The sequence below is a fragment of the Tsuneonella sp. CC-YZS046 genome (assembly GCF_035581365.1).
Taxonomy (GTDB): domain Bacteria; phylum Pseudomonadota; class Alphaproteobacteria; order Sphingomonadales; family Sphingomonadaceae; genus JAWKXU01.
On record NZ_CP141590.1, the window covers coordinates 37536 to 55697 of the forward strand.

Sequence of the window (18162 nt, forward strand, 5' to 3'; positions counted from 1 at the left end):
CCCACGGTGGTGCGACGCTCGCGTCCTGTCGGCCACGCGGCCAGGTTCGGGAAGGAGAGGACATGCATCCGCATTTTCGCCCCAATGAGCGCGTCTCGCTCGCAATCGAGGACGATGGGGTTGCGCAGGTCCGCCTGATCCGGACGGACAAGCTCAACGCTCTCGACGAAGCGATGTTCGCGGCTCTGCTCGAAGCGGGGCAGGCGCTCTATGAAACCCGCGGCTTGCGCGCGGTGGTGCTTGCCGGCGAGGGGCGGGCCTTCTGCGCGGGGATCGATCTCTCGCTGTTCTCGACATTGTCCTCCGCCGATGCGCCGAAGCTGGCCGAGCGAACTCATGGCAACGCCAATGCCTATCAGCAGGCGGCGATGCAGTGGCGCAAGCTCCCCGTCCCGGTGATCGCCGCGATCCACGGCATCTGCTTCGGCGGCGGCCTGCAGCTTGCGAGCGGGGCGGATATCCGGATCGTCGCCCCGGACGCCCGGCTTTCGGTGATGGAAATGAAGTGGGGGCTGGTGCCCGACATGGCGGGCTTCGCTTTGTGGCGCGGGATGGTGCGCGACGATCTGCTGCGGGACCTGCTTTACACCGCCCGCGAATTCTCGGGGGAGGAAGCGGGGGAACTTGGCTTCGCCACGCATGTCGATCCCGAGCCGGTGGAGCGCGCCGTCCAGATCGCGCGCGCCATTGCCGGGCAAAGTCCCCATGCCGTGCGCGCCGCCAAGGAGCTGGCCAATCGCGCCGGCGATGCCGGGACCGATGAGATATTGCTGGCCGAAAGCCGGGCGCAGGACAAGCTGATCGGCAGCCGCAACCAGCGTGAGGCGGTTGAAAGCCGGATGGAGCGTCGCTCGCCGCGCTTTGCCGATCCCTGAGTCCTCTCTGCGGCGGCTGGGTGCCGTTTTGGGCAGTTGTTCCGGGCAAAAGCGATTGCCTTGTCCGGCAGCCTTCGCTAGTTGCCCGCACTCACCGCAGTGATGCCGAGAGGCCCGATGGCGGAGTGGTGACGCAGCGGACTGCAAATCCGTATACGCCGGTTCGATTCCGGCTCGGGCCTCCAAATCCTTGATTTCGGCCGGGACGATAAGGCCTCGCGAGGCGCCTCAATGGCGTTGACCTATCCCGCCGCCTCGTCGGACTTGAAGCGCGAGATTTCCAATCCGCTGTCGAATGGTATCTGAATGCTTTCGATACCAGGTTGCGACCGGATCCATGCGCTGTAAGCCTGTGACTGTGGCACGGACCATTCGGGCTTCAGCATGTTGTCCGCGATTATGAGGGCGCCGGGAGCCAGCTTGGGCAGGAATTGCTCGGCGCTGGGAATATAGAGGTCCTTCCAGAGATCCACGAAGACCAAATCGAAGGGGCCGTCGAGCGTGGGGATAATTTCCAGCGCGTCGCCCTCGCGGAAGTCGACGACGTCGTCGAGCCCAGCAGCTTTCAATTGCTCGCGCGCATGAGCGAGTTTGTAGTCGGCCAGTTCGGTAGTAATGAGCCGCCCATTAGTCTGCCGCAATGCATGAGCGAACCACAAGGTGGAATAGCCGTAACTGGTTCCTATTTCGAGAACTGAACGTAGTTCCAGACCTGTGATGAGATCGTAAAGGAGGCGACCGGTCGAAGGGCCGATCGCCAGCAACGTGCTATCGCGATGCTTGGGCCACTCTTCGCGCGGCAGTGTCTTTATGAAGGCCGCTTCCTTTGTGCGCCTTGCTTCATAGGTTTCTAGCACCTGTTCGAATGCACTTGTCATAGGGATAATCGTTCCTCTTGCTTGATGGCACGCCTCGCGTGCGTGCGGGTTAGAATAGGCTGCCTCTCCACACCACGCGGCCAACGCATTCCAATTCAGTCGCGTCGAAGCGGGTATCTGCGTAACGGGAATTGTCGCTGATGAGCCGAAGCAGGTTGCCAGGTTCCAGTTGGACGCGCTTGATTAATACGGCGTCATCCTGCCGAAAGGCATAGATGTTGCCGTCGATCACCTGACGTTGCACGATGTTGATGAGGAGTGTGTCGCCGGGGAGAATGGTGGGCGCCATGCTGTCACCCGACATGTAGATGCCCTTCAGGTCCCCGGGTTCCATGCCGTGTTGTCCCAGCCAGAAACGGCAGAAGCCCAATCCCGAGATGGTGCGCGGGGCCGTTGTTTTCGCCTCGTCCATGGGCTTGGAGTTCCCCGCCAGGTAAATCGGCAGGCGGGTAAGGCTGCGGATTCCCTGATGCGGATCAGCCAGCGTATCGCTGCGTGCCGGAGAACCTTCCCCCGTCATCAGCCAGAGCAGGCTGATGCCCATGGTTTGAGCGATGGCGATCAAGACCCTTCGCGTTGGTTGCCCACCCGCCAGATAACGCTGCACGCCACTGGATGACATGTCGATCCGCTTGGCCAGCGCGGCGATGCTGCCAGCCTGATCGATCACGAAGCGTAGCCGCTGGGTAAAGGCTTCATCATCCGGCAGTCCGGTTTCCACCTCATCCGAAAAATCGTCTGCCACATCGATAGATTGAGTCATTACCTCACCTTTTGAACTCTAAAGAGAGCCTCTTTAGCGCATAAAGATACTCTATCAAGGGCGATATCCATTTTTTGATTGACAGTTTGTGCTGGATTTGGGCACATCTCTATCTATCGAGTAGAGATTATGGACTCTATCGAGTTCCTGTCAACCAATAATCGGCGCAATTATGCTCAATGGTCATAACAATAGAGGTTATAGTCGACCCGACCCGCTGGATCGGGTGATCGACCGCCGTCATCTGCTCGGTGTGGCCGGGGTCGTTGCTCTTGGCGTGGGGGGCGGTCTGTTAGCGGGCTGTGGCGGTTCTGCGGGTGATGCGGGATCGCCCCTGCGGACCTCCGCCAACAAGGGGGACGATTCGACCTATATGGCGCGGGCGGGCCTGGCCGACACGCCTTATCGGTTGGAGAACGTGACGCTGCCGCAGGCGTCGGTGGCGTTGGAGGCCTTGAGTGGGGGCGGTTATGATTTCGGCCTCTCCTCCAACATCTCGCCGGCCTTCATCTCCCCCGGATCGCCGATTCGCTACGGCGGCTTCCACGCGTTCGATCCCACAGTTTTCAAGCTCTATGTGCAGGGCAAATCCCCGATCCGTTCTCCGGGCGATCTGAAGGGAAAGCGCATAGGCTACATGCGCGGCGGTCCGTTGCACATCTGGCTCCTGGAAATTCTGCGTGCGGAGCGACTGACACTCAGGGATGTGAAGGCGATCCCGCTATCCGCGCTTGATTCCGTCGCCGCCTTTATCCGGGGCGACCTCGATGCGGTGCTGGTGGGCTATGTCGCGCCCAGTTGGCAGGCCGAAAGCGCCGGCGCGCGGATACTCGTCCGAGGCGACGCCTATCCCCATTTCGCGCGCATCAACGGCTTCTCGCTGGCCGTGCATGAAAAGGCGCTGGCCGATCCCGCCAAGCGGGCGGCAATCGCCGATTATATGAAGCGACTGCGCGGCACGTGGGACTGGATCGACGCCCATGAGGAAGAATGGGCGCAGGAGCAGGCACGCATCTACGGCGTTCCCGCTTCCTTCATCCCCGGCAACAGACCCAGGCCACGCAATACCCGCATCTGGGGCAATGACGTGGGAATAGCGAACGCCACGGCGGTGGCCGAGGCTTTCGCTAGTGCGGGCGCAATCCCGTCAGTCCCCGATATCGCAAGTTTCTTCGATCCGCAGGTGGAGGCGCTCCTGCCGCTTTCGCCACCTGCCGGCCAATCCTGACCGGCATCCACCTTACTATCCACGGAGTTCGTCATGCCTCTTTTCGTTCGAGTGCATTCCGCGCGCCTGCGGCTTACAGCCGCAACGCTTCTGACTGGAACCGCTCTTTCCGTTGTTGCCCCCGCATGGGCCGAGACGCTTGATGCGGAGGCCGCCCCCGCCACCGGCGGGCTGCAGGAAATCATCGTCACCGCCGAGCGGCGCGAGGCGGATGTGCAGAAGGTGCCGATCTCGATCGGCGTGCTGGACAGCACGCTGCTTGGCCAGACAGGATTCGTGCATCTGCTGGACGCCGATAAGGCCGTTGCTGGCGTCACCTTCTTCCGTGGCGCGGCTAATCAGCAGGCATCTGTCATCATCCGTGGTGTGGGCACCACCAACCAGGGCTACACCCAGGCGGTCGGGATCTACGTCGATGACGTTCCCCTGATCCGATCCGTCGCCGCCGGCCAATGGGATCTGCCCGACATCGAGCGGATCGAAGTGCTGCGCGGTCCGCAAGGCACTCTTTACGGGCAGAACTCTACGGCAGGGGCGGTCAAGATCGTTTCTCGTGATCCCGGCCAGAAGCCGGAAGGCTGGGTATCTGTCGGCCTCGGCAATTACATGCGTTCGAAGGACGAGCCTATGTATCGGCCCCGATCACAGATGATCTGCTGGCCGCGAGCCTTGCTATCACGCGGCGTTGGCGCGAAGGCTTCGGGAGGAATCCGGACACCGGAGAGCGTATCTATGGGACGGATCTCACACAGGCGCGGGTGAAGCTGAAGTTCACGCCTACCGAACGATTTGAAGCGGTGTTCGCGGCTGACGGCCTGATCGACCGTTCGGACAACGGCACCAACGGCACACCACTCAATCTGCCCGGCGTCCAGCCACGCGACAAATATTATCGCGTCGACCTGACCAGCAGCCGCCTGTTGCGCGGGGGGCTGTCGCTTCGCCTGTCGCAGAAATTGTCCGAAGATATCACACTGCGCTCGATCACGGGTTATCGCGGCTATGAGCATGACCCGGACCCGATGGATCTCGGTGGCCTGCCGACGATCGGCTATGAATGGGATCAGAGGATTCGCCAGACGGTCTTCTCGCAGGAACTTCAACTGCTCGGCGAGGCCGGCCGCCTCTCCTACACGCTGGGCGCGCTCTATATCGGCGAGAATTGGTTCAACGACAACAAGGGCGCGCAAACCCTGGTCGCCTCCGGCACGGTTGCGCGGCGCCAGGCGCTCACCCGCTATGACACCGACGACATCGGTTTCTATGGTCAGCTCGATTACAATGTCACCGACAGGCTGACCCTTTCGGCGGGCGGACGTTATTACCGCACCAAGCAGCGCTACACCGCGAGCGCCTATACGCTCGATGCCGATTTCCAGCAGACTTCGCAGATATTCTCCGTCTCGGGCCTGAAGAAAGTGTCGGACGGTTTCACGCCGCGCCTTGCGATCAACTATGCGTGGACCCCGGATATCTTCAGCTACGCGACCTATACGAGAGGCGCGAAGTTCGGTGGCTATAATCGCAGCGCGACCACGCTTGTCACGGCATCGGTGGCCGCGGAGCCGGAAACCGTCGATTCCTATGAAATCGGCCTCAAGACCCGCGCTCTCGACGGTCGTTTGCAAGTCAACGTCTCAGCCTTTTACAACGATTTTCAGGACTATTTGGCCGTAGTCGCCAACCCGACGATCAATGGCGTCTTCATCATCGGCTCGGTGCTGGCCAACGCTGCGAAGGCGCATACTTATGGCGCCGAACTGGAGATCCGCACCAAGCCCGTTCCCGCGCTGTCGCTGGATCTTTCCTTGTCCTATCTGAAAACCCGCTTTGACGAGTTCCTGAATCCCTCAGGATCGGCAGCGGGCGATTACCGGGGTAACCGGCTACCCTTCGCGCCCCGCTTCACGGCGGCGGTGCTCGCCAACTATGCGGTTCCGCTGGGCGGTGGTTCGGAACTGAACCTCAATGCTTCCTATCAATATACCGGCAACCAGTTCACCGACCACACGGAAAATCCCCTGACCTTGCTGCCCGAGAGGCATCTGGTCGATGCGGGGATCGAATATCGCGATGTCGACGGCCCCTGGTCCGTGAACCTTCGGGTGCGGAACCTGTTCGACAAGGACTACACGGTCCTGAAAACATCGATCCCGGCATATGGCGTCTATTCGGCCGCCTATAATGAGCCGCGCACCGTCCTCGCCACTGTTCGCTACAGTTTTTGAGGAGGATTGCGATGACCGCTCCCCTGGACGCTTTATGGTATACGCGCTGCGCTGTGCCCAACAGCTTCGGCCTGGCGATGAGCCATGGCTGGATCGAGGATCGCCTGTCCGGCATCGGTATTCCGATCCGCTCCATCAAGGAAGCCGACGATCCCAGGATAAGGGAATCCCATTTCGACCATAGCCAGCCCAATTCCCTGCGCTACGGCGGCTCCAGCCCCGCGCTGTGGGCCCGTGCTTCGGGCAGGGAAACGCGGGCATTAGGGCTTCAGGTCACTCGCGAAAGTCAGCTCATCGTGACCCGGCCCGACAGCGGGATACAAAGTCCCGGCGATCTCAAGGGCCGTCGCTTCGGGCTTCCGCTGTGGGTCAATCAGCAGATCGATTTTCTGCGCGCGCAGGCGCTGCGCGGCCTTGAAAATGTGCTGGAGCTGGCCGGGCTGACGCTGGCGGATGTGGAAATCGTCGATTTCCCCGTGGGCGCGACTTTCGCCGGAGAGAAGGTGCACCGGATTCCCGGCACCGAAACTTTCGGTACGCGCAAGCTGGCGGGCGGTTCCGCCGAGTTGCGCGGGCTGGTGCGGGGTGATGTGGACGCCATCTTCCTCCACGGCGCGACCGGCTTGTACATTTCTAATCTCCTGGAACTGGATGTCGTCTTCGATCTGGCGTCCCATCCCGATCCGCTGGTGCGTGCGAACAATGGCAGCCCCATCGTGCTGACGATGGACCGTGCGCTGCTGGACAATGCGCATGAAGTGGCCGCCGCCGTGATCGGCGAGTTGCTGAAGGCGGAAGATCGTGCCGCCCTCCACCCCGAGGAAGTCCGGCAGATCGCGGCGCGGGAGGTGAATGTCAGCGAATACTGGCTCTGGCGCGCCTATGGCGGGGATCAGGGCCTGGCGCTTCGCACCACGCTCGATGAGGACGCCGTCGCGGCGCTGCAGTCCTTTGCCGATTTTCTCCATCGCCACCGCTTCATACCCGCGCCCGTCGATGTCGCTTCCTGGGTCGATCCGGCCCCGCTTGCGGCAGCACGCGCGCTGATCCACGCCGAGGTTTGATACATGAATGAGACGATCCGACTGTTACAAGGACACAGAAGCGACAGGGATTTCACCGGTGAACCGATCGACGAGGCGCAACTCGCCGCTATCGTTGAAGCTGGCCACCGCACGCCCAGCCATCGCAACGGCCAGCAGATCACGCTGGTCGTGGTACGCGATCTGGAAACAAGGCGGCGCATCTTCGATGTGACGGCAGGCCCGCAACCGCAGATTTTGACTGCCCCGGTGTTCATTCTGGTGGCGGTGGATTTCCACAAGACCGCCCTTGCCGTGCGCTATGCCGGAGCTGAACAGAAGGTGCATGAGAGCTTGGAAGGCTACACCGTCGGCGCGGTTGATGCCGGTATCACGCTGGCTACCCTGAGCGTCGCGGCGCGGTCCTTCGGGCTCGGCGCTGTCGCCATCGGCGCGATCCGTCATGATCCACAGCCGATCATCGACATTCTCGGATTGCCGCCGCTGACCTATCCCATCGTCGGCATCTGCATCGGCGCCATCGGAAAGCAGGCGAACCTGAAGCCACGCCTGCCGATAGAAACCTATCGTCATGACGAACGCTACGATCCCGACCGGCTGACGCCCGACATCATCCGCGCTTTCGACGAGGAGATGCTCGCCTACTGGGAGGCGATCGGGCGGCCTGACGGGCAGACATGGACCCAGAGAATCCATTCCTACAGCACCGCGGTTCATCCGGAGACGAAAATTGTCGCGGCGCGGCAGGGCTTCACCAACATCGAATAGCCGGCCAGGCCGGCAAAGACGGAATTGAATGATATGAGCTTGGAAGACGCAAGGAAACGATTGGCGGAGGATGTCCGCAGGGCATTGAGATGGCAGGGCAACGACCCGGACAATTGGGTTCCGCTCCGCGCGGACACAGATCAGGACGTGGTCGTAGTCGGAGGCGGGCAGACCGGGGTTGCGATTGCCTATGGTCTTCGTCGTCGCGGTATCCATCGCGTGCAGGTTATCGACAAGGCGCGCGAGGGCGAAGTCGGGGTGTGGACCACGATCGCGCGGATGAATCTGCTGCGCACGCAAAAGACGATTGCTGGACCGGAACAGGGCAATGTCGCCCTGGGGTTCCGCGCCTGGTATGAGACGCTGAACGGCCCGGATGCGTTCGATCAGCTTCTGCGCATACCCCGACTCGATTGGGCGGCCTATCTGGACTGGTTCCGTGAGACGGTGGGTGTCAAGGTCCAGCATGAGACCGAATTGCTGGACGTCGAGCCGGTGAGCACGGGTTTGAAGCTGCACCTCAATGTGCGTGGCGAACAGCAGACTCTTGTCGCGCGCAAGCTGGTTCTGGCGACGGGCTTCGCCGGCAGCGGCGGCCCCAACATCCCCGCATTCATCCAGGCGCTCCCCAAGGCGGTTTGGTCCCACACCGTCGAGCCGATCGATTTCGCGGCGCTGAAAGGAAGATCCGTCGGCGTGATCGGCGCAGGGCCGTCAGCCTTCGATGCCGCTGCCGTCACATTGGAAACGGGAGCGGAAGTGGTCCACCTGTTCAGCCGTCGTGCGCGGATTTCCTATCCCACACCGCCCCGGCCCGGCACTCCGCCCGCCGGAAAATACTATCAGGGCGCTTACGACAATTTCGATCGCCTGCCCGATGCGGTGCGCTGGGAACATCAGAAGTTGCTCGATGAAGGGGGCACATCGACGCCGCTCGACTCCATCGAACGCGCGGTCCGCTTCGAAAATTTCCATATCCATCTGAACGCCAGTTCGCTCGATGAAAGAGTGGAAGGCGGACGGTTGCTCGTGACGGTGGATGGTGAGGATATCGGGCTGGATCATCTGATCGCGGCAACCGGCTATCGCATCGACCTGTCCTTGCGGCCCGAACTGGCACGTATCGAGTCTGACATCGCGCTTTGGGGCGATGTGTATCGGCCCAAGCCAGGACAGGAGAATCCGGTCGGTGCGCGCTACCCCTATCTTGGCGAAGGTTTCGAATTCCTGTCGAAGCAGCCCGGGGAGGCCCCATGGCTGGCCGACATTCATTGCTACAATATCGCCGCCTCGCTGAGCTCGGGCAAATACCTGTCCGATGTGCCGAGCATGGGAGAACTGGCGCGTCTGACCGCAGGCATCAGCCGAGGTCTCTTCTTCGCGGACAGCGACCATCATTTCGCCCGCATAAATGCAAAGCCGGGCGGAGAGCATGACGACAGCCCCTATCGGTCGGTCATCCGATCCCAGACCCAGACTGAGGAGATTCGCATATGACGGCAACTGTCCGCGCAGATACTGCCCCCGTTACGGCGCCAGAGCCTTCGGCGGTGCTGGCACGCGCCGCCGAACTGGCGCAACGCTTCGCGCAGAATGCCGCGCTGCATGATGCGGAGCGCAGCCTTCCGATCGAAAATCTGCAGCCCCTGTTCGATGCGGGATTGCTTTCGCTCGTGATCGCCCGGACGCGCGGCGGCTCCGGGGGCGGTCTGGAAGCGGCGACGGAAGCTGTCTCCACAATCGCCAGCGGAGATCCTTCGACAGCGCTGGTGTTGGCCATGCATTATATCCAGCACGGCCAGCTTGCTTTTGGAGAGGATCAGTGGCCCGAGGAGCTTACCTCCTTGCTCGTGCGCCAGTCTCTGGAAGGGGTTGCGCTGGTCAACGCAGCCTATGTCGAGCCGTTTCTCGGTTCCGCGTCGCATGGCGCGATTCCCCAGACGAGCGCGAAGCTGGTCGACGGCCAATGGCATCTCAATGGGCACAAGAAATATGTGACGGGTGCTCGCGGCCTATCCTGGATCCGGGTGATGGGTGTAACCGAGGAACCGGAGCCGCGCGTCGGCTTCTTCCTGGTGCCGGCGCGGGCCGAAGGCGTTGAGGTCGTTCCCACCTGGGATACGGTCGGTATGCGGGCTACCGACAGCAACGATGTGATCTTCCGCGACGTGGTGTTGCCGCAATCTCATTTCTTCGGCGGTTCGCCGGTGGCGCAAGGCCTGAAGATGAGCCCGCTCGACGGTGTCTGGTATCTTCTTCTGCTGTCAGCGGTCTATCATGGTGTGGCGATCGCGGCACGCAATGCGATCGTGGATTTCGCCACTGGTTTCGCGCCGGGCAGCCTTGGAGCGCCACTCGCCTCACTGCCCCGCTTCCAGGATGCGATCGGCGATATCGAGATCACGCTCGCGGCGTCGCAGCGGCTCATCCGGTCCATCGGGCGGGATTACGATGCGGGCCATGCCAAGCAACCTCACCGTCTGGCTGATCTGGCGCGCGATGCGGGGGTAACGAAACAGGTGGTGATCGAGAATTCGATCCGGATAACCAGCGTGGCGCTGGAGCTGGCGGGGAACCAGGGGATTACCCGGACCAATCCGTTCGAGCGTTTTCATCGAGACGTGATATCCGCGCGCGCGCACAATCCGCAGGCGCATCTCACCCGCAGCCGCCTGGGGCAGGCCGCCCTGTCCGTGGAGACGCGCACGCCCTTGTGGAACGGCACGCGAACATGACCGGCGGAAACCGACGGAAGTGGAAGGACTCGCATCTGCCGGGGGGACGTTGGCTGTCTCCAGTTCTCATTCTGCTGCTGTGGGAAGCAGGTTCGCGAGGCGGATTGATCCCGCCGCGCATCCTTGCCGCTCCATCGGACGTGTTCGAAACGATGGTGGGCATGATCGTTTCAGGCGAACTCCCCGCCAATCTTGCCGTTTCGCTTCAGCGGATGGGGCTGGGGCTTGTCATAGGCACGGCTATCGGGCTCGCCACCGGGCTCACGGCCGGCCTTTCGCGCGTGGGTGAGCAACTGATCGATCCGCTGATGCAGATCAAGCGCACCATTCCATCGCTGGCGTTGACGCCGTTGCTGATCCTCTGGCTGGGTATTGGAGAGGCAGCGAAGATTGCGCTGATCGCCTTTGCCACCATGTTTCCGGTATATCTCAACCTCTATGGCGGCATCCGCAACATAGATGTCCGACTGATCGATGCAGCCCGCAGCTTCGGGCTGTCGAGGATCGAGATCATCGCCAATGTCATACTTCCCGGCGCCATGTCATCCCTGCTCATCGGGTTGCGTTACGCGTTGTCGATCTCGATCCTGGTCCTGGTGGTGGCGGAGCAGGTGAATGCATCCGAAGGACTTGGCTATCTGGTCAACAATGCACGGGATTTCATGCGGACCGACATCATCGTGGTGTGCATTCTCGTCTATGCCCTGCTTGGCTTGGCATCTGACTGGATCGTTCGCCGCATCGAAGTCCGCGCGCTGCAGTGGCGGCCGGATATGGTGGGGGCGGTTGCGTGAGTTCGCCTGGCGGTGTGCGGTTGCGCGGCCTGCGTCGCAGTTTCGGGAATATGGAGATACTGTCCTGCCTCGATCTTGACATCGCGCCAGGCGAGTTCGTCGCGCTTATCGGCCGCTCGGGAAGCGGGAAGACCACACTGCTACGGACATTGGCCGGTCTGGACCCGGTAGAGGCGGATCAATCTGTGATTCCCCCGTCGCGCGCAGTGGTGTTCCAGGATGCGCGATTGTTGCCGTGGAAGCGCGCCTGGCAGAATGTGGCGCTGGGCCTGCGGGGGCCGGATCGGCGGAAACGGGCCGAGGCCGCGCTGCATGAAGTTGCGCTCGACCAGAGGATCGACGCTTGGCCGCTAACGCTGTCGGGGGGCGAGGGACAGCGCGTCGCGCTTGCCCGCGCGCTGGTGCGGGAGCCGAGCCTGCTGCTGCTGGACGAGCCGTTTTCGGCATTGGATGCGCTCACGCGGCGCAGGATGCATGGATTGGTGATTGATCTGTGGCGGGCGCATCGCCCCTCGGTGCTCCTGGTCACTCATGATATAGATGAGGCCTTGTTGCTGGCGGATCGGATATTGACCCTATATCGGGGGCGGATCATCGATGAGCATGTGATGCCGAATCCCCGAGAGGATGCCTCGCGCGCCGAACGCGAGAACCTGAAACAATCGCTGCTTGCTAGACTGGTCGAATGTGAGTCTTCGCATTTCGCAGAGGCCCGTGCATATTAGGTGTGTGATCCGAGAATGGGATTACGGGCTATGACTGGCCCATAAGAGCAATTGTCACATGATATTCCATCATCGCTACCATCGGGTCCGAACGCCGAAGTATCGTTTCAAGACGCTCACGATCTACGGCAAGGTGGGCGTGATGATCTCAACGCCGCTTTTTCACGCGACCAAGGCCATATATTAGTCAAAATCCCGCCGCACGCCGACCACAGCTCTGGATCGTCCCGTTCGGCGATTCCCGCTGGCAATCGGCATGCGGCAGAGGAGCGTTATTTGTTGCTGCCGATGGGGATCGGCTTCGGCTTCTTCTCGGCAGAGGCTTGGCGCGGAACCGTGACCTTGAGCAGTCCCTTGTCGAGATGGGCGCTGGCCTTGTCCGCATCAGCCTCGAAAGGCAGCGCAAGGCGGCGGAGGAACGAGCCCTGGCTACGCTCGACGAGATGGTATTGCTTTTTCTCGTCTTTCTCCTCGCGCTCGGACTTGTGCTCCGCCTTTATGGTCAGCACGCCGTCATGGATATCGAGCGAAACGTCCTTCTCATCGAAACCCGGCAATTCCGCGGTCAATTCGAGACCTTCGTCGGTTTCGGCCACATCCACCTTGGGGATGATGAAACCACCCTTGTTGCTGGAAAGCGCTGCCGGAAGGTCACGCCCGAAATCCTCGAGCAGCCGGTCGATTTCCTGACGGAAGCCCGAGAAGGGATCATAGCCGCTGCGCGCCAGCGTGCGGCCAAACGGGATAAGAGAACGAAATTCAGCCATCGCTTTTCTCCTTTCTCACTATGCTGCATCTGCTCCCGCTTCGGCGGGAATGCATTGACGGGAATCAAACAGCCCGCGCATCGCAAGTCAGTCAGTCGATCGCTCTTGCCGCTTGCTCCTCCTGCACGGCTGTTCCGTCGATCCTGAATTTGGGAGCGCCCTGGGCCGAATCAAGCCATTCGATCATCCGAAAGCCCTTGGATCGCTGCCGGCATCCAAAGAGCGCAGGGCGGCCAGTACCTCCGCAACGGGTATGGGGCGATCAAACCCCGGCGGCTGCCGGAGAGTGGGATGATCGCTCACGGCAACGCGATCGGAAGCCCAGGACGCGAGGATCGCGCGTTTCACTTCCGGCTCCATCTGGGGGTGATTGGCGACGGCGAAAGGGTGAAGAATGCGGGAGACCGGTTGCGACATGATATCCTCCTTTCTCTGTCGCTGTGGTGATGGTCGGCCCTGAAGATTGGCGGGGCGGTGAACGCCCCGCCGCCCAGTCAGGCTGCCTTTTCGACCTGCCTGCTTGCCTTCTCTGCCTGTGCGATCTGGTCTTTCACAGCCAGCTTGAGCTTTTTCAGCCTGACTATCTGGATTTGATCGGGAAGCACTCTGCGCGCTTCCTTCGCGAGATCGCCCTCAAGGCGCGCATGTTCGCGATACAGATAGTTCAGAAGGTGGTCAGACATCGTCTACTCCATGCAAAAGTTGACCATGCAAGTGCCTCCGGACATCCGGCAGGCAGAGTAGAATTAGTTTGCCCTTTGCCGGTTTCAAGAAGCCGGAGATGAGGGAGCGGCCAGCACCGCAACCCGTTCACTTCATGGATATTTCCCTCTGCGCCGGGCGAAGGACGATCCGGTCAGCCTGATCGCCCCAGGAGGACCGTCGCATTGACTAGCCTGCTCACTTCGTCGCGGTCATGCGTGACGTAGAGAATGGGCAGCTTCATCTCGTCCCTGATCCGTTCGATCACCAGCATGATCTCTTCGCGGCGCGGGCCATCGAGCGAGGAAAGCGGTTCGTCCATCAGCAGGAACCTGGCGCCGCTCAGCAAGGCGCGGCCGATCGCGACGCGCTGGGCTTCGCCCCCGGACAGGGTGCGCGGCCAACGATCCAGCAAATGGGCAATGCCGAGGAAGCCCATCGCTTCATCCAGCGTCATCCAGCGTTCGGCGGGCGGGATCAGCCGATAACCATAGAGCAAGTTGGCCTGCACGCGCTGATGCGGGAACAGCCGCGCGTCCTGGAACACGTAACCCAGCCTGCGCTTTTCCGGCGGAATGTCGATCCTCGCCTCGCTGTCGAACAACACCTGCCCATCGACGGCGATGCGACCCCGATCCGGCCTGAGCAGCCCGGCGATCATGTTGAGGATCGAGGTCTTGCCCGCGCCCGATGGGCCGAACAGCGCCGTCAGGCCCCGGTCCGCGACGAAATGCTGCTTTATCAGCGTGTCGCCCAGGCGGCGTTCGACATCGACTTCAAATCCCATGGATGCCCTGCGTTCCGCTGCCGGCCCTGCGCGCCAGATATTCGGAAAGGATCAGGGCGCCCAGCGAAAGCGCGACCGAGATCAGGGCGAGGCGGGTGACGATGTTTTCGCCCCCCGGAGTCTGCAGGGCTGAATAGATCGCGATCGGCAAGGTGCGCGTTTCGCCCGGAATGTTGGAGACGAACGTGATCGTCGCTCCGAATTCCCCGATGGATCGGGCAAAGCCGAGGACCGCGCCGGCCAGAATGCCGGGCAGGCTGAGCGGCAGGGTGATGGTGGCGAAGACCCGCGCCGGAGACGCGCCCAGCGTTCGCGCGGCCGCTTCCAGCCGGCGGTCGACTGCCTCGATCGAAAGCCGGATGGCGCGCACCATGAGAGGCAGGGCCATCACCGCCGCGGCCAATGCCGCGCCGGTCCAGCGGAACATGAAGGTGATCCCGAGCCATTCCGCCATCCACCGGCCGGCCGGGCCGTTGTTGCCGAAGGCCAGCAGCAGCAGCCATCCGGTGACGACCGGCGGCAGGACCAGCGGCAGATAGACCAGCGCGTCCAGCAGGATGCGGCCGGGAAAGCGCCCCCGGGCAAGCAGCCAGGCAAGCAGGAACGCGATCGGCATAGTGCACAGCACCGCCGTTGTGCTGACCTTGAGCGAGAGCGCGACGATGTCCCATTCCTCCGCGCTCAGCATGGGATGGCCTTCCTATCTTGCCGCAAAGCCATGGCGGACGAATATCGCTTTTCCCGCAGGCGATACCAGGAAACGGCGGAAAGCCTCGGCCTCCGGGTTGGTGGAACTCTTCAGGCGGGCAAGCGGATAGGTGATGGGCGGATGGCTGCTGGCCGGAAACTGCCCGATCACGCGAACCTTGGCGGATGCCTTCGCATCGGTGGCATAAACGATACCGAACGGCGCCTCGCCGCGCTCCACCAGCGCCAGAGCGGCACGGACATTCTCCGCACGGGCGATCTTGGGGGAGACGGCCTTCCACACCCCCAGCTTTTCGAGCGAGGCCTTGCCATACTTGCCGGCGGGGACGGAATCGGGGTCGGCCATGGCGAGCCGGCCCTCACCCAATGCGCGGGCGAGGGGGAAGCGCGGGCCGATGGCAAGCCGCGCCTTGCTGCCTGCCGGCGCCACCAGCACGAGGCGGTTGGCGAGGAAGGACACGCGGGTTTTCGGTGCGATCAGGCCGGCCTTCTCGACATGGTCCATCCATGGCTCGTCAGCCGAGATGAAGAGATCCGCCGGTGCGCCCGAAGCGATCTGCCGGGCGAGGGCGGAGGATGCGGCAAAGGATATGACCGGCCGGGGGTGGCCCCGCCTTGCCCAGCTATCGGCGGCTTCCCCCAGGGATTCCTGGAGGCTTGCGGCGGCGAGGACCAGCGGCCCTCTCCCCTTGCCCTGGGCCAGGGCCGGCGCGGACAGCAGGGCAAGGCAGAGCGCAGCGAGAACCAGGATGGCGGCGCAATGCCTCAGGGCGGCGGACAGGCGAATCTCGGCAAGCATCTATCTGTGGAGGGATATAGCTGCGGCGCGGCCTGCGCCAGCCTTCAGCTTCCGCTCCAGCTTCGGCCGGTTGTTCAGCTGCCGTGATATTGGTGGAACCATTCCACGAAGCGCGGCACGCCATCCTCGATATTGGTGGCCGGTTCATAGCCGAGCTCGCCCCGGATCGCCTCGATATCGGCATAGGTGCGCTGCACGTCGCCCGGCTGCATCGGCAGCAGTTCAAGCTCCGCCTTGCGGCCGCACGCCTCTTCCAGCAGGCCCACCACCTTCATCAGATGCTCGGAGCGGTTGTTGCCGATATTATAGAGGCGGTGCGGCTTGGTGCTGCCCCCGGCCTTTTCCGCGCCGTCATCGGGCGGAGGATTGTTGAGGCAGGCGATCACGCCCGAAACGATGTCGTCGATGAAGGTGAAATCGCGATACATGTCACCGTGGTTGAACAGGGGGATCGGCTCGCCCGCGAGGATCTTCCTGGTGAAGATCCACATCATCATGTCCGGGCGCCCCCATGGCCCATACACGGTGAAGAAGCGCAGGCCCGTCAGCGGCAGGCGATAGAGATGGGCATAGGTTTCGCTCATCAGCTCGTCGGCCTTTTTGGTCGCGGCATAGAGCGAGAGCGGATGGTCGACGCGGTCGTCCACCGCGAAGGGCAGCTTGCGGTTGCCGCCATAGACCGAGCTGGAGCTGGCATAGACCATGTGCCCGATCTGCCGGTGGCGCGCCAGTTCGAGCATGTTGAGATGGCCGACGAGGTTCGACTGCACATAGCTGTGCGGATTCTCGATCGAATAGCGCACCCCCGCCTGCGCCCCAAGATGGACGATGCGGTCGAACTCCAGCCCGGCCAGGGCCGTTTCCAGCCCCTGCGGATCGGCGAAGTCCTGCTGGATGAAGGAGAACCTGTTGCCGCCCGCTTCGGTGAGCCGGGCGCGCCGCGTCTGCTTGAGCGAGACCTGATAATAATCGTTCAGATTGTCGATGCCGATCACCTGATCGCCGCGCGCCAGCAATTGCCTAGCAAGAGCGGCTCCGATGAAGCCTGCCGCCCCGGTAATCAGAATGCGCATCCGGCTGTCCCCTCATGCGGCCGGCTCGACCCGGCCGGTCCCCCGCTAGCCTCAATAGGGATTCGCGACAATGGCGATTGTCTGGGGCGATTGTCTGGGGCGATTGTCCGCACTGGTCGGCGTTCCTCTGCCGGAATGCGATGGATCGCGGCCGCCCATGGTTCTCAAGCCCGGCATAACGATCTATGCAGGGTCATGCCTGACAGGAATGCCGAACGCGTCGCCTCGCAATGGGATGAAAATGCCAGGCCGTGGTCGGTCTTCGTGCGCGGCGGGCACGATCTTTATCGCGACTTCTTCACCTTCCCGGCCTTGCAGGCGATCCTTCCGCCGCTGGCGGGCAGGGAACTGGTCGACTTCGGTTGCGGGGAGGGGAGCAACACCCGGCGCTTCGCCCGCATGGGCGCGAGGATGACCGGCATCGACCTGTCGCCGGAGATGATCCGGATCGCAAGCGATGCGGAGCAGGCGGAGCCGCTCGGCGTGGATTATCGCGTCGCCTCCTATTGCGAGGATACCGGCTTGCCGGCGGCCAGCTTCGACGGCGTGGTCTCCACCATGGCGCTGATGGACGGACCGGGCATCGAGGAGGCCATGCGCGAGGCCTACCGGCTGGTCCGCCCCGGCGGCTTCCTGGCCTTCAGCGTGCTGCACCCCTGCTTTTTCACGCGCGGCATGAAGCTGCTGAAAGATCGTGAGGGACAGGTCAGCGCCTTGCGCGTGGCGGGCTATTTCGACGACACGCCTTATCGTGAGCCTTTGCCCGGGCTGCGCTGGCGGCATGGCGGCGGCGAGGAAACGGAAATGCTGGTCCTGCGCTATCCCCGCACAATCGGCGCCTATTGCAACGCCGTGGCGCAGGCGGGTTTCCGGATCGTGCGGATGGACGAGCCGCGCCCGTCGCCCGAAGCCTGCGCCAGGGTTCCGGGCATGGCGATCTGGCGTGAGATCGGCGCTTTCCTGCTGGTGCTCCATGCGGAGCGGCCAGCCTGACCGCGCGGTGCGAGCGGCCGGTGGTGGCAAACCCGATTTCCTGTCCAAAAGCGATTGCGGCGCGCGCCGAAGGTGACTAGAGAGCCGCCCGAGTGCCGCTTTAGCTCAGTTGGTAGAGCACATCATTCGTAATGATGGGGTCACGTGTTCGAGTCACGTAAGCGGCACCAGTCTCCCTTTATATTATTGATTTAATTCATGCTTTTTTGGGACTGCGTAAAACTGGCGCAGTTCTGCGGCTTTTGTGGGCCCCGTTTTGGGGAGTGCAGACGCTTGGGTCTCTGCTAGTGGGATGG

Annotated in this window: 21 protein-coding genes and 2 tRNA genes; 14 read left to right on the top strand and 9 right to left on the bottom strand. The window is 62.4% G+C overall.

Annotated elements, in window-relative coordinates:
* Nucleotides 1–62 precede the first annotated feature (62 nt).
* Together U8326_RS00180 and U8326_RS00185 are read left to right on the top strand one after the other, a co-directional pair.
* Complete coding sequence (locus U8326_RS00180) at nt 63–875, top strand: crotonase/enoyl-CoA hydratase family protein (protein WP_324741634.1); 813 nt, start codon at nt 63–65, stop codon at nt 873–875.
* A gap of 111 nt (nt 876–986) precedes the next feature.
* Nucleotides 987–1060 (top strand) — tRNA-Cys (locus tag U8326_RS00185).
* A gap of 57 nt (nt 1061–1117) precedes the next feature.
* Here the strand turns inward: U8326_RS00185 and U8326_RS00190 are convergent.
* Together U8326_RS00190 and U8326_RS00195 are read right to left on the bottom strand one after the other, a co-directional pair.
* Nucleotides 1118–1753: an O-methyltransferase gene (locus U8326_RS00190; protein WP_324741635.1), complete on the bottom strand. Its 636-nt coding sequence runs from the start codon at nt 1751–1753 to the stop codon at nt 1118–1120.
* A 49-nt stretch (nt 1754–1802) separates the two neighbouring features.
* On the bottom strand, nt 1803–2516 hold the full coding sequence (locus tag U8326_RS00195) for a S24 family peptidase (protein WP_324741636.1): 714 nt from the start codon (nt 2514–2516) through the stop codon (nt 1803–1805).
* Between the two features lie 226 nt (nt 2517–2742).
* On the opposite strand from U8326_RS00195, the gene U8326_RS00200 reads away from it, so the two are divergent.
* The 10 genes from U8326_RS00200 to U8326_RS00245 are packed head-to-tail and all read left to right on the top strand — an operon-like array spanning nt 2743 to nt 12224.
* A complete protein-coding gene (locus U8326_RS00200) occupies nt 2743–3744 on the top strand; it encodes an ABC transporter substrate-binding protein (protein ID WP_324741637.1) in 1002 nt (333 codons plus the stop codon).
* A 33-nt stretch (nt 3745–3777) separates the two neighbouring features.
* A complete protein-coding gene (locus U8326_RS00205; protein ID WP_324741638.1) occupies nt 3778–4506 on the top strand; it encodes a TonB-dependent receptor in 729 nt (242 codons plus the stop codon).
* Nucleotides 4503–5972 carry a TonB-dependent receptor gene (locus U8326_RS00210; protein WP_324741640.1) on the top strand — a complete coding sequence of 490 codons (1470 nt, stop codon included), beginning with the start codon at nt 4503–4505 and terminating at the stop codon, nt 5970–5972. Before U8326_RS00205 ends, U8326_RS00210 begins: the two co-directional genes overlap by 4 nt.
* Before the next feature lie 11 nt (nt 5973–5983).
* Nucleotides 5984–7036: an ABC transporter substrate-binding protein gene (locus U8326_RS00215; RefSeq protein WP_324741641.1), complete on the top strand. Its 1053-nt coding sequence runs from the start codon at nt 5984–5986 to the stop codon at nt 7034–7036.
* 3 nt (nt 7037–7039) lie between these two features.
* Nucleotides 7040–7783 carry a nitroreductase family protein gene (locus U8326_RS00220; protein WP_324741642.1) on the top strand — a complete coding sequence of 248 codons (744 nt, stop codon included), beginning with the start codon at nt 7040–7042 and terminating at the stop codon, nt 7781–7783.
* 33 nt (nt 7784–7816) lie between these two features.
* Nucleotides 7817–9280 carry an FAD-dependent oxidoreductase gene (locus tag U8326_RS00225; protein ID WP_324741643.1) on the top strand — a complete coding sequence of 488 codons (1464 nt, stop codon included), beginning with the start codon at nt 7817–7819 and terminating at the stop codon, nt 9278–9280.
* Nucleotides 9277–10518 carry an acyl-CoA dehydrogenase family protein gene (locus U8326_RS00230; RefSeq protein ID WP_324741644.1) on the top strand — a complete coding sequence of 414 codons (1242 nt, stop codon included), beginning with the start codon at nt 9277–9279 and terminating at the stop codon, nt 10516–10518. The genes U8326_RS00225 and U8326_RS00230 overlap by 4 nt, the downstream gene beginning before the upstream one ends.
* Nucleotides 10515–11312, top strand: coding sequence for an ABC transporter permease (locus U8326_RS00235; protein WP_324741645.1), 798 nt, complete (start codon nt 10515–10517; stop codon nt 11310–11312). Before U8326_RS00230 ends, U8326_RS00235 begins: the two co-directional genes overlap by 4 nt.
* 50 nt (nt 11313–11362) lie before the next feature.
* Nucleotides 11363–12037, top strand: a complete 675-nt coding sequence (locus U8326_RS00240) for an ABC transporter ATP-binding protein (protein WP_324741646.1) — start codon at nt 11363–11365, stop codon at nt 12035–12037.
* A 58-nt stretch (nt 12038–12095) separates the two neighbouring features.
* A complete protein-coding gene (locus tag U8326_RS00245; protein ID WP_324741647.1) occupies nt 12096–12224 on the top strand; it encodes a hypothetical protein in 129 nt (42 codons plus the stop codon).
* 85 nt (nt 12225–12309) lie between these two features.
* Here the strand turns inward: U8326_RS00245 and U8326_RS00250 are convergent, their stop codons facing one another.
* The 7 genes from U8326_RS00250 to U8326_RS00280 form a co-directional block, all read right to left on the bottom strand.
* Nucleotides 12310–12804, bottom strand: a complete 495-nt coding sequence (locus tag U8326_RS00250; RefSeq protein ID WP_324741648.1) for an Hsp20/alpha crystallin family protein — start codon at nt 12802–12804, stop codon at nt 12310–12312.
* A 183-nt stretch (nt 12805–12987) separates the two neighbouring features.
* Nucleotides 12988–13221 carry a hypothetical protein gene (locus U8326_RS00255; RefSeq protein WP_324741649.1) on the bottom strand — a complete coding sequence of 78 codons (234 nt, stop codon included), beginning with the start codon at nt 13219–13221 and terminating at the stop codon, nt 12988–12990.
* Nucleotides 13222–13298: 77 nt separating this feature from the next.
* On the bottom strand, nt 13299–13487 hold the full coding sequence (locus U8326_RS00260) for a YdcH family protein (protein WP_324741650.1): 189 nt from the start codon (nt 13485–13487) through the stop codon (nt 13299–13301).
* A gap of 173 nt (nt 13488–13660) precedes the next feature.
* Nucleotides 13661–14293 (bottom strand): molybdenum ABC transporter ATP-binding protein, encoded by a 633-nt coding sequence (locus U8326_RS00265; RefSeq protein WP_324741651.1) that lies wholly within the window; start codon nt 14291–14293, stop codon nt 13661–13663.
* Nucleotides 14283–14981: a molybdate ABC transporter permease subunit gene (modB, locus tag U8326_RS00270; RefSeq protein ID WP_324741652.1), complete on the bottom strand. Its 699-nt coding sequence runs from the start codon at nt 14979–14981 to the stop codon at nt 14283–14285. Before modB ends, U8326_RS00265 begins: the two co-directional genes overlap by 11 nt.
* Nucleotides 14982–14993: 12 nt before the next feature.
* A complete protein-coding gene (modA, locus tag U8326_RS00275; RefSeq protein WP_324741654.1) occupies nt 14994–15800 on the bottom strand; it encodes a molybdate ABC transporter substrate-binding protein in 807 nt (268 codons plus the stop codon).
* A gap of 74 nt (nt 15801–15874) precedes the next feature.
* Complete coding sequence (locus U8326_RS00280; protein ID WP_324741655.1) at nt 15875–16873, bottom strand: SDR family NAD(P)-dependent oxidoreductase; 999 nt, start codon at nt 16871–16873, stop codon at nt 15875–15877.
* 195 nt (nt 16874–17068) lie between these two features.
* Between U8326_RS00280 and U8326_RS00285 the strand changes: the two genes are divergently transcribed.
* Nucleotides 17069–17866, top strand: a complete 798-nt coding sequence (locus U8326_RS00285) for a class I SAM-dependent methyltransferase (RefSeq protein WP_324741656.1) — start codon at nt 17069–17071, stop codon at nt 17864–17866.
* A 94-nt stretch (nt 17867–17960) separates the two neighbouring features.
* A tRNA-Thr gene (locus U8326_RS00290) sits at nt 17961–18036 on the top strand.
* The last annotated feature ends 126 nt before the right edge of the window (nt 18037–18162 follow it).

Excerpts from the sequence above, each read along its gene's own strand:
- U8326_RS00255 (WP_324741649.1), bottom strand. The coding sequence starts at position 13,221 with ATGTCGCAACCGGTCTCCCGCATTCTTCACCCTTTCGCCGTCGCCAAT.
- U8326_RS00280 (WP_324741655.1), bottom strand. The coding sequence starts at position 16,873 with ATGCGCATTCTGATTACCGGGGCGGCAGGCTTCATCGGAGCCGCTCTT.
- U8326_RS00180 (WP_324741634.1), top strand. The coding sequence starts at position 63 with ATGCATCCGCATTTTCGCCCCAATGAGCGCGTCTCGCTCGCAATCGAG.
- U8326_RS00230 (WP_324741644.1), top strand. The coding sequence starts at position 9,277 with ATGACGGCAACTGTCCGCGCAGATACTGCCCCCGTTACGGCGCCAGAG.
- U8326_RS00235 (WP_324741645.1), top strand. The coding sequence starts at position 10,515 with ATGACCGGCGGAAACCGACGGAAGTGGAAGGACTCGCATCTGCCGGGG.
- U8326_RS00265 (WP_324741651.1), bottom strand. The coding sequence starts at position 14,293 with ATGGGATTTGAAGTCGATGTCGAACGCCGCCTGGGCGACACGCTGATA.
- modA (WP_324741654.1), bottom strand. The coding sequence starts at position 15,800 with ATGCTTGCCGAGATTCGCCTGTCCGCCGCCCTGAGGCATTGCGCCGCC.
- U8326_RS00215 (WP_324741641.1), top strand. The coding sequence starts at position 5,984 with ATGACCGCTCCCCTGGACGCTTTATGGTATACGCGCTGCGCTGTGCCC.
- U8326_RS00245 (WP_324741647.1), top strand. The coding sequence starts at position 12,096 with ATGATATTCCATCATCGCTACCATCGGGTCCGAACGCCGAAGTATCGT.
- U8326_RS00220 (WP_324741642.1), top strand. The coding sequence starts at position 7,040 with ATGAATGAGACGATCCGACTGTTACAAGGACACAGAAGCGACAGGGAT.
- U8326_RS00195 (WP_324741636.1), bottom strand. The coding sequence starts at position 2,516 with ATGACTCAATCTATCGATGTGGCAGACGATTTTTCGGATGAGGTGGAA.
- modB (WP_324741652.1), bottom strand. The coding sequence starts at position 14,981 with ATGCTGAGCGCGGAGGAATGGGACATCGTCGCGCTCTCGCTCAAGGTC.
- U8326_RS00285 (WP_324741656.1), top strand. The coding sequence starts at position 17,069 with ATGCCTGACAGGAATGCCGAACGCGTCGCCTCGCAATGGGATGAAAAT.
- U8326_RS00260 (WP_324741650.1), bottom strand. The coding sequence starts at position 13,487 with ATGTCTGACCACCTTCTGAACTATCTGTATCGCGAACATGCGCGCCTT.
- U8326_RS00225 (WP_324741643.1), top strand. The coding sequence starts at position 7,817 with ATGAGCTTGGAAGACGCAAGGAAACGATTGGCGGAGGATGTCCGCAGG.
- U8326_RS00190 (WP_324741635.1), bottom strand. The coding sequence starts at position 1,753 with ATGACAAGTGCATTCGAACAGGTGCTAGAAACCTATGAAGCAAGGCGC.
- U8326_RS00250 (WP_324741648.1), bottom strand. The coding sequence starts at position 12,804 with ATGGCTGAATTTCGTTCTCTTATCCCGTTTGGCCGCACGCTGGCGCGC.
- U8326_RS00205 (WP_324741638.1), top strand. The coding sequence starts at position 3,778 with ATGCCTCTTTTCGTTCGAGTGCATTCCGCGCGCCTGCGGCTTACAGCC.
- U8326_RS00240 (WP_324741646.1), top strand. The coding sequence starts at position 11,363 with ATGGAGATACTGTCCTGCCTCGATCTTGACATCGCGCCAGGCGAGTTC.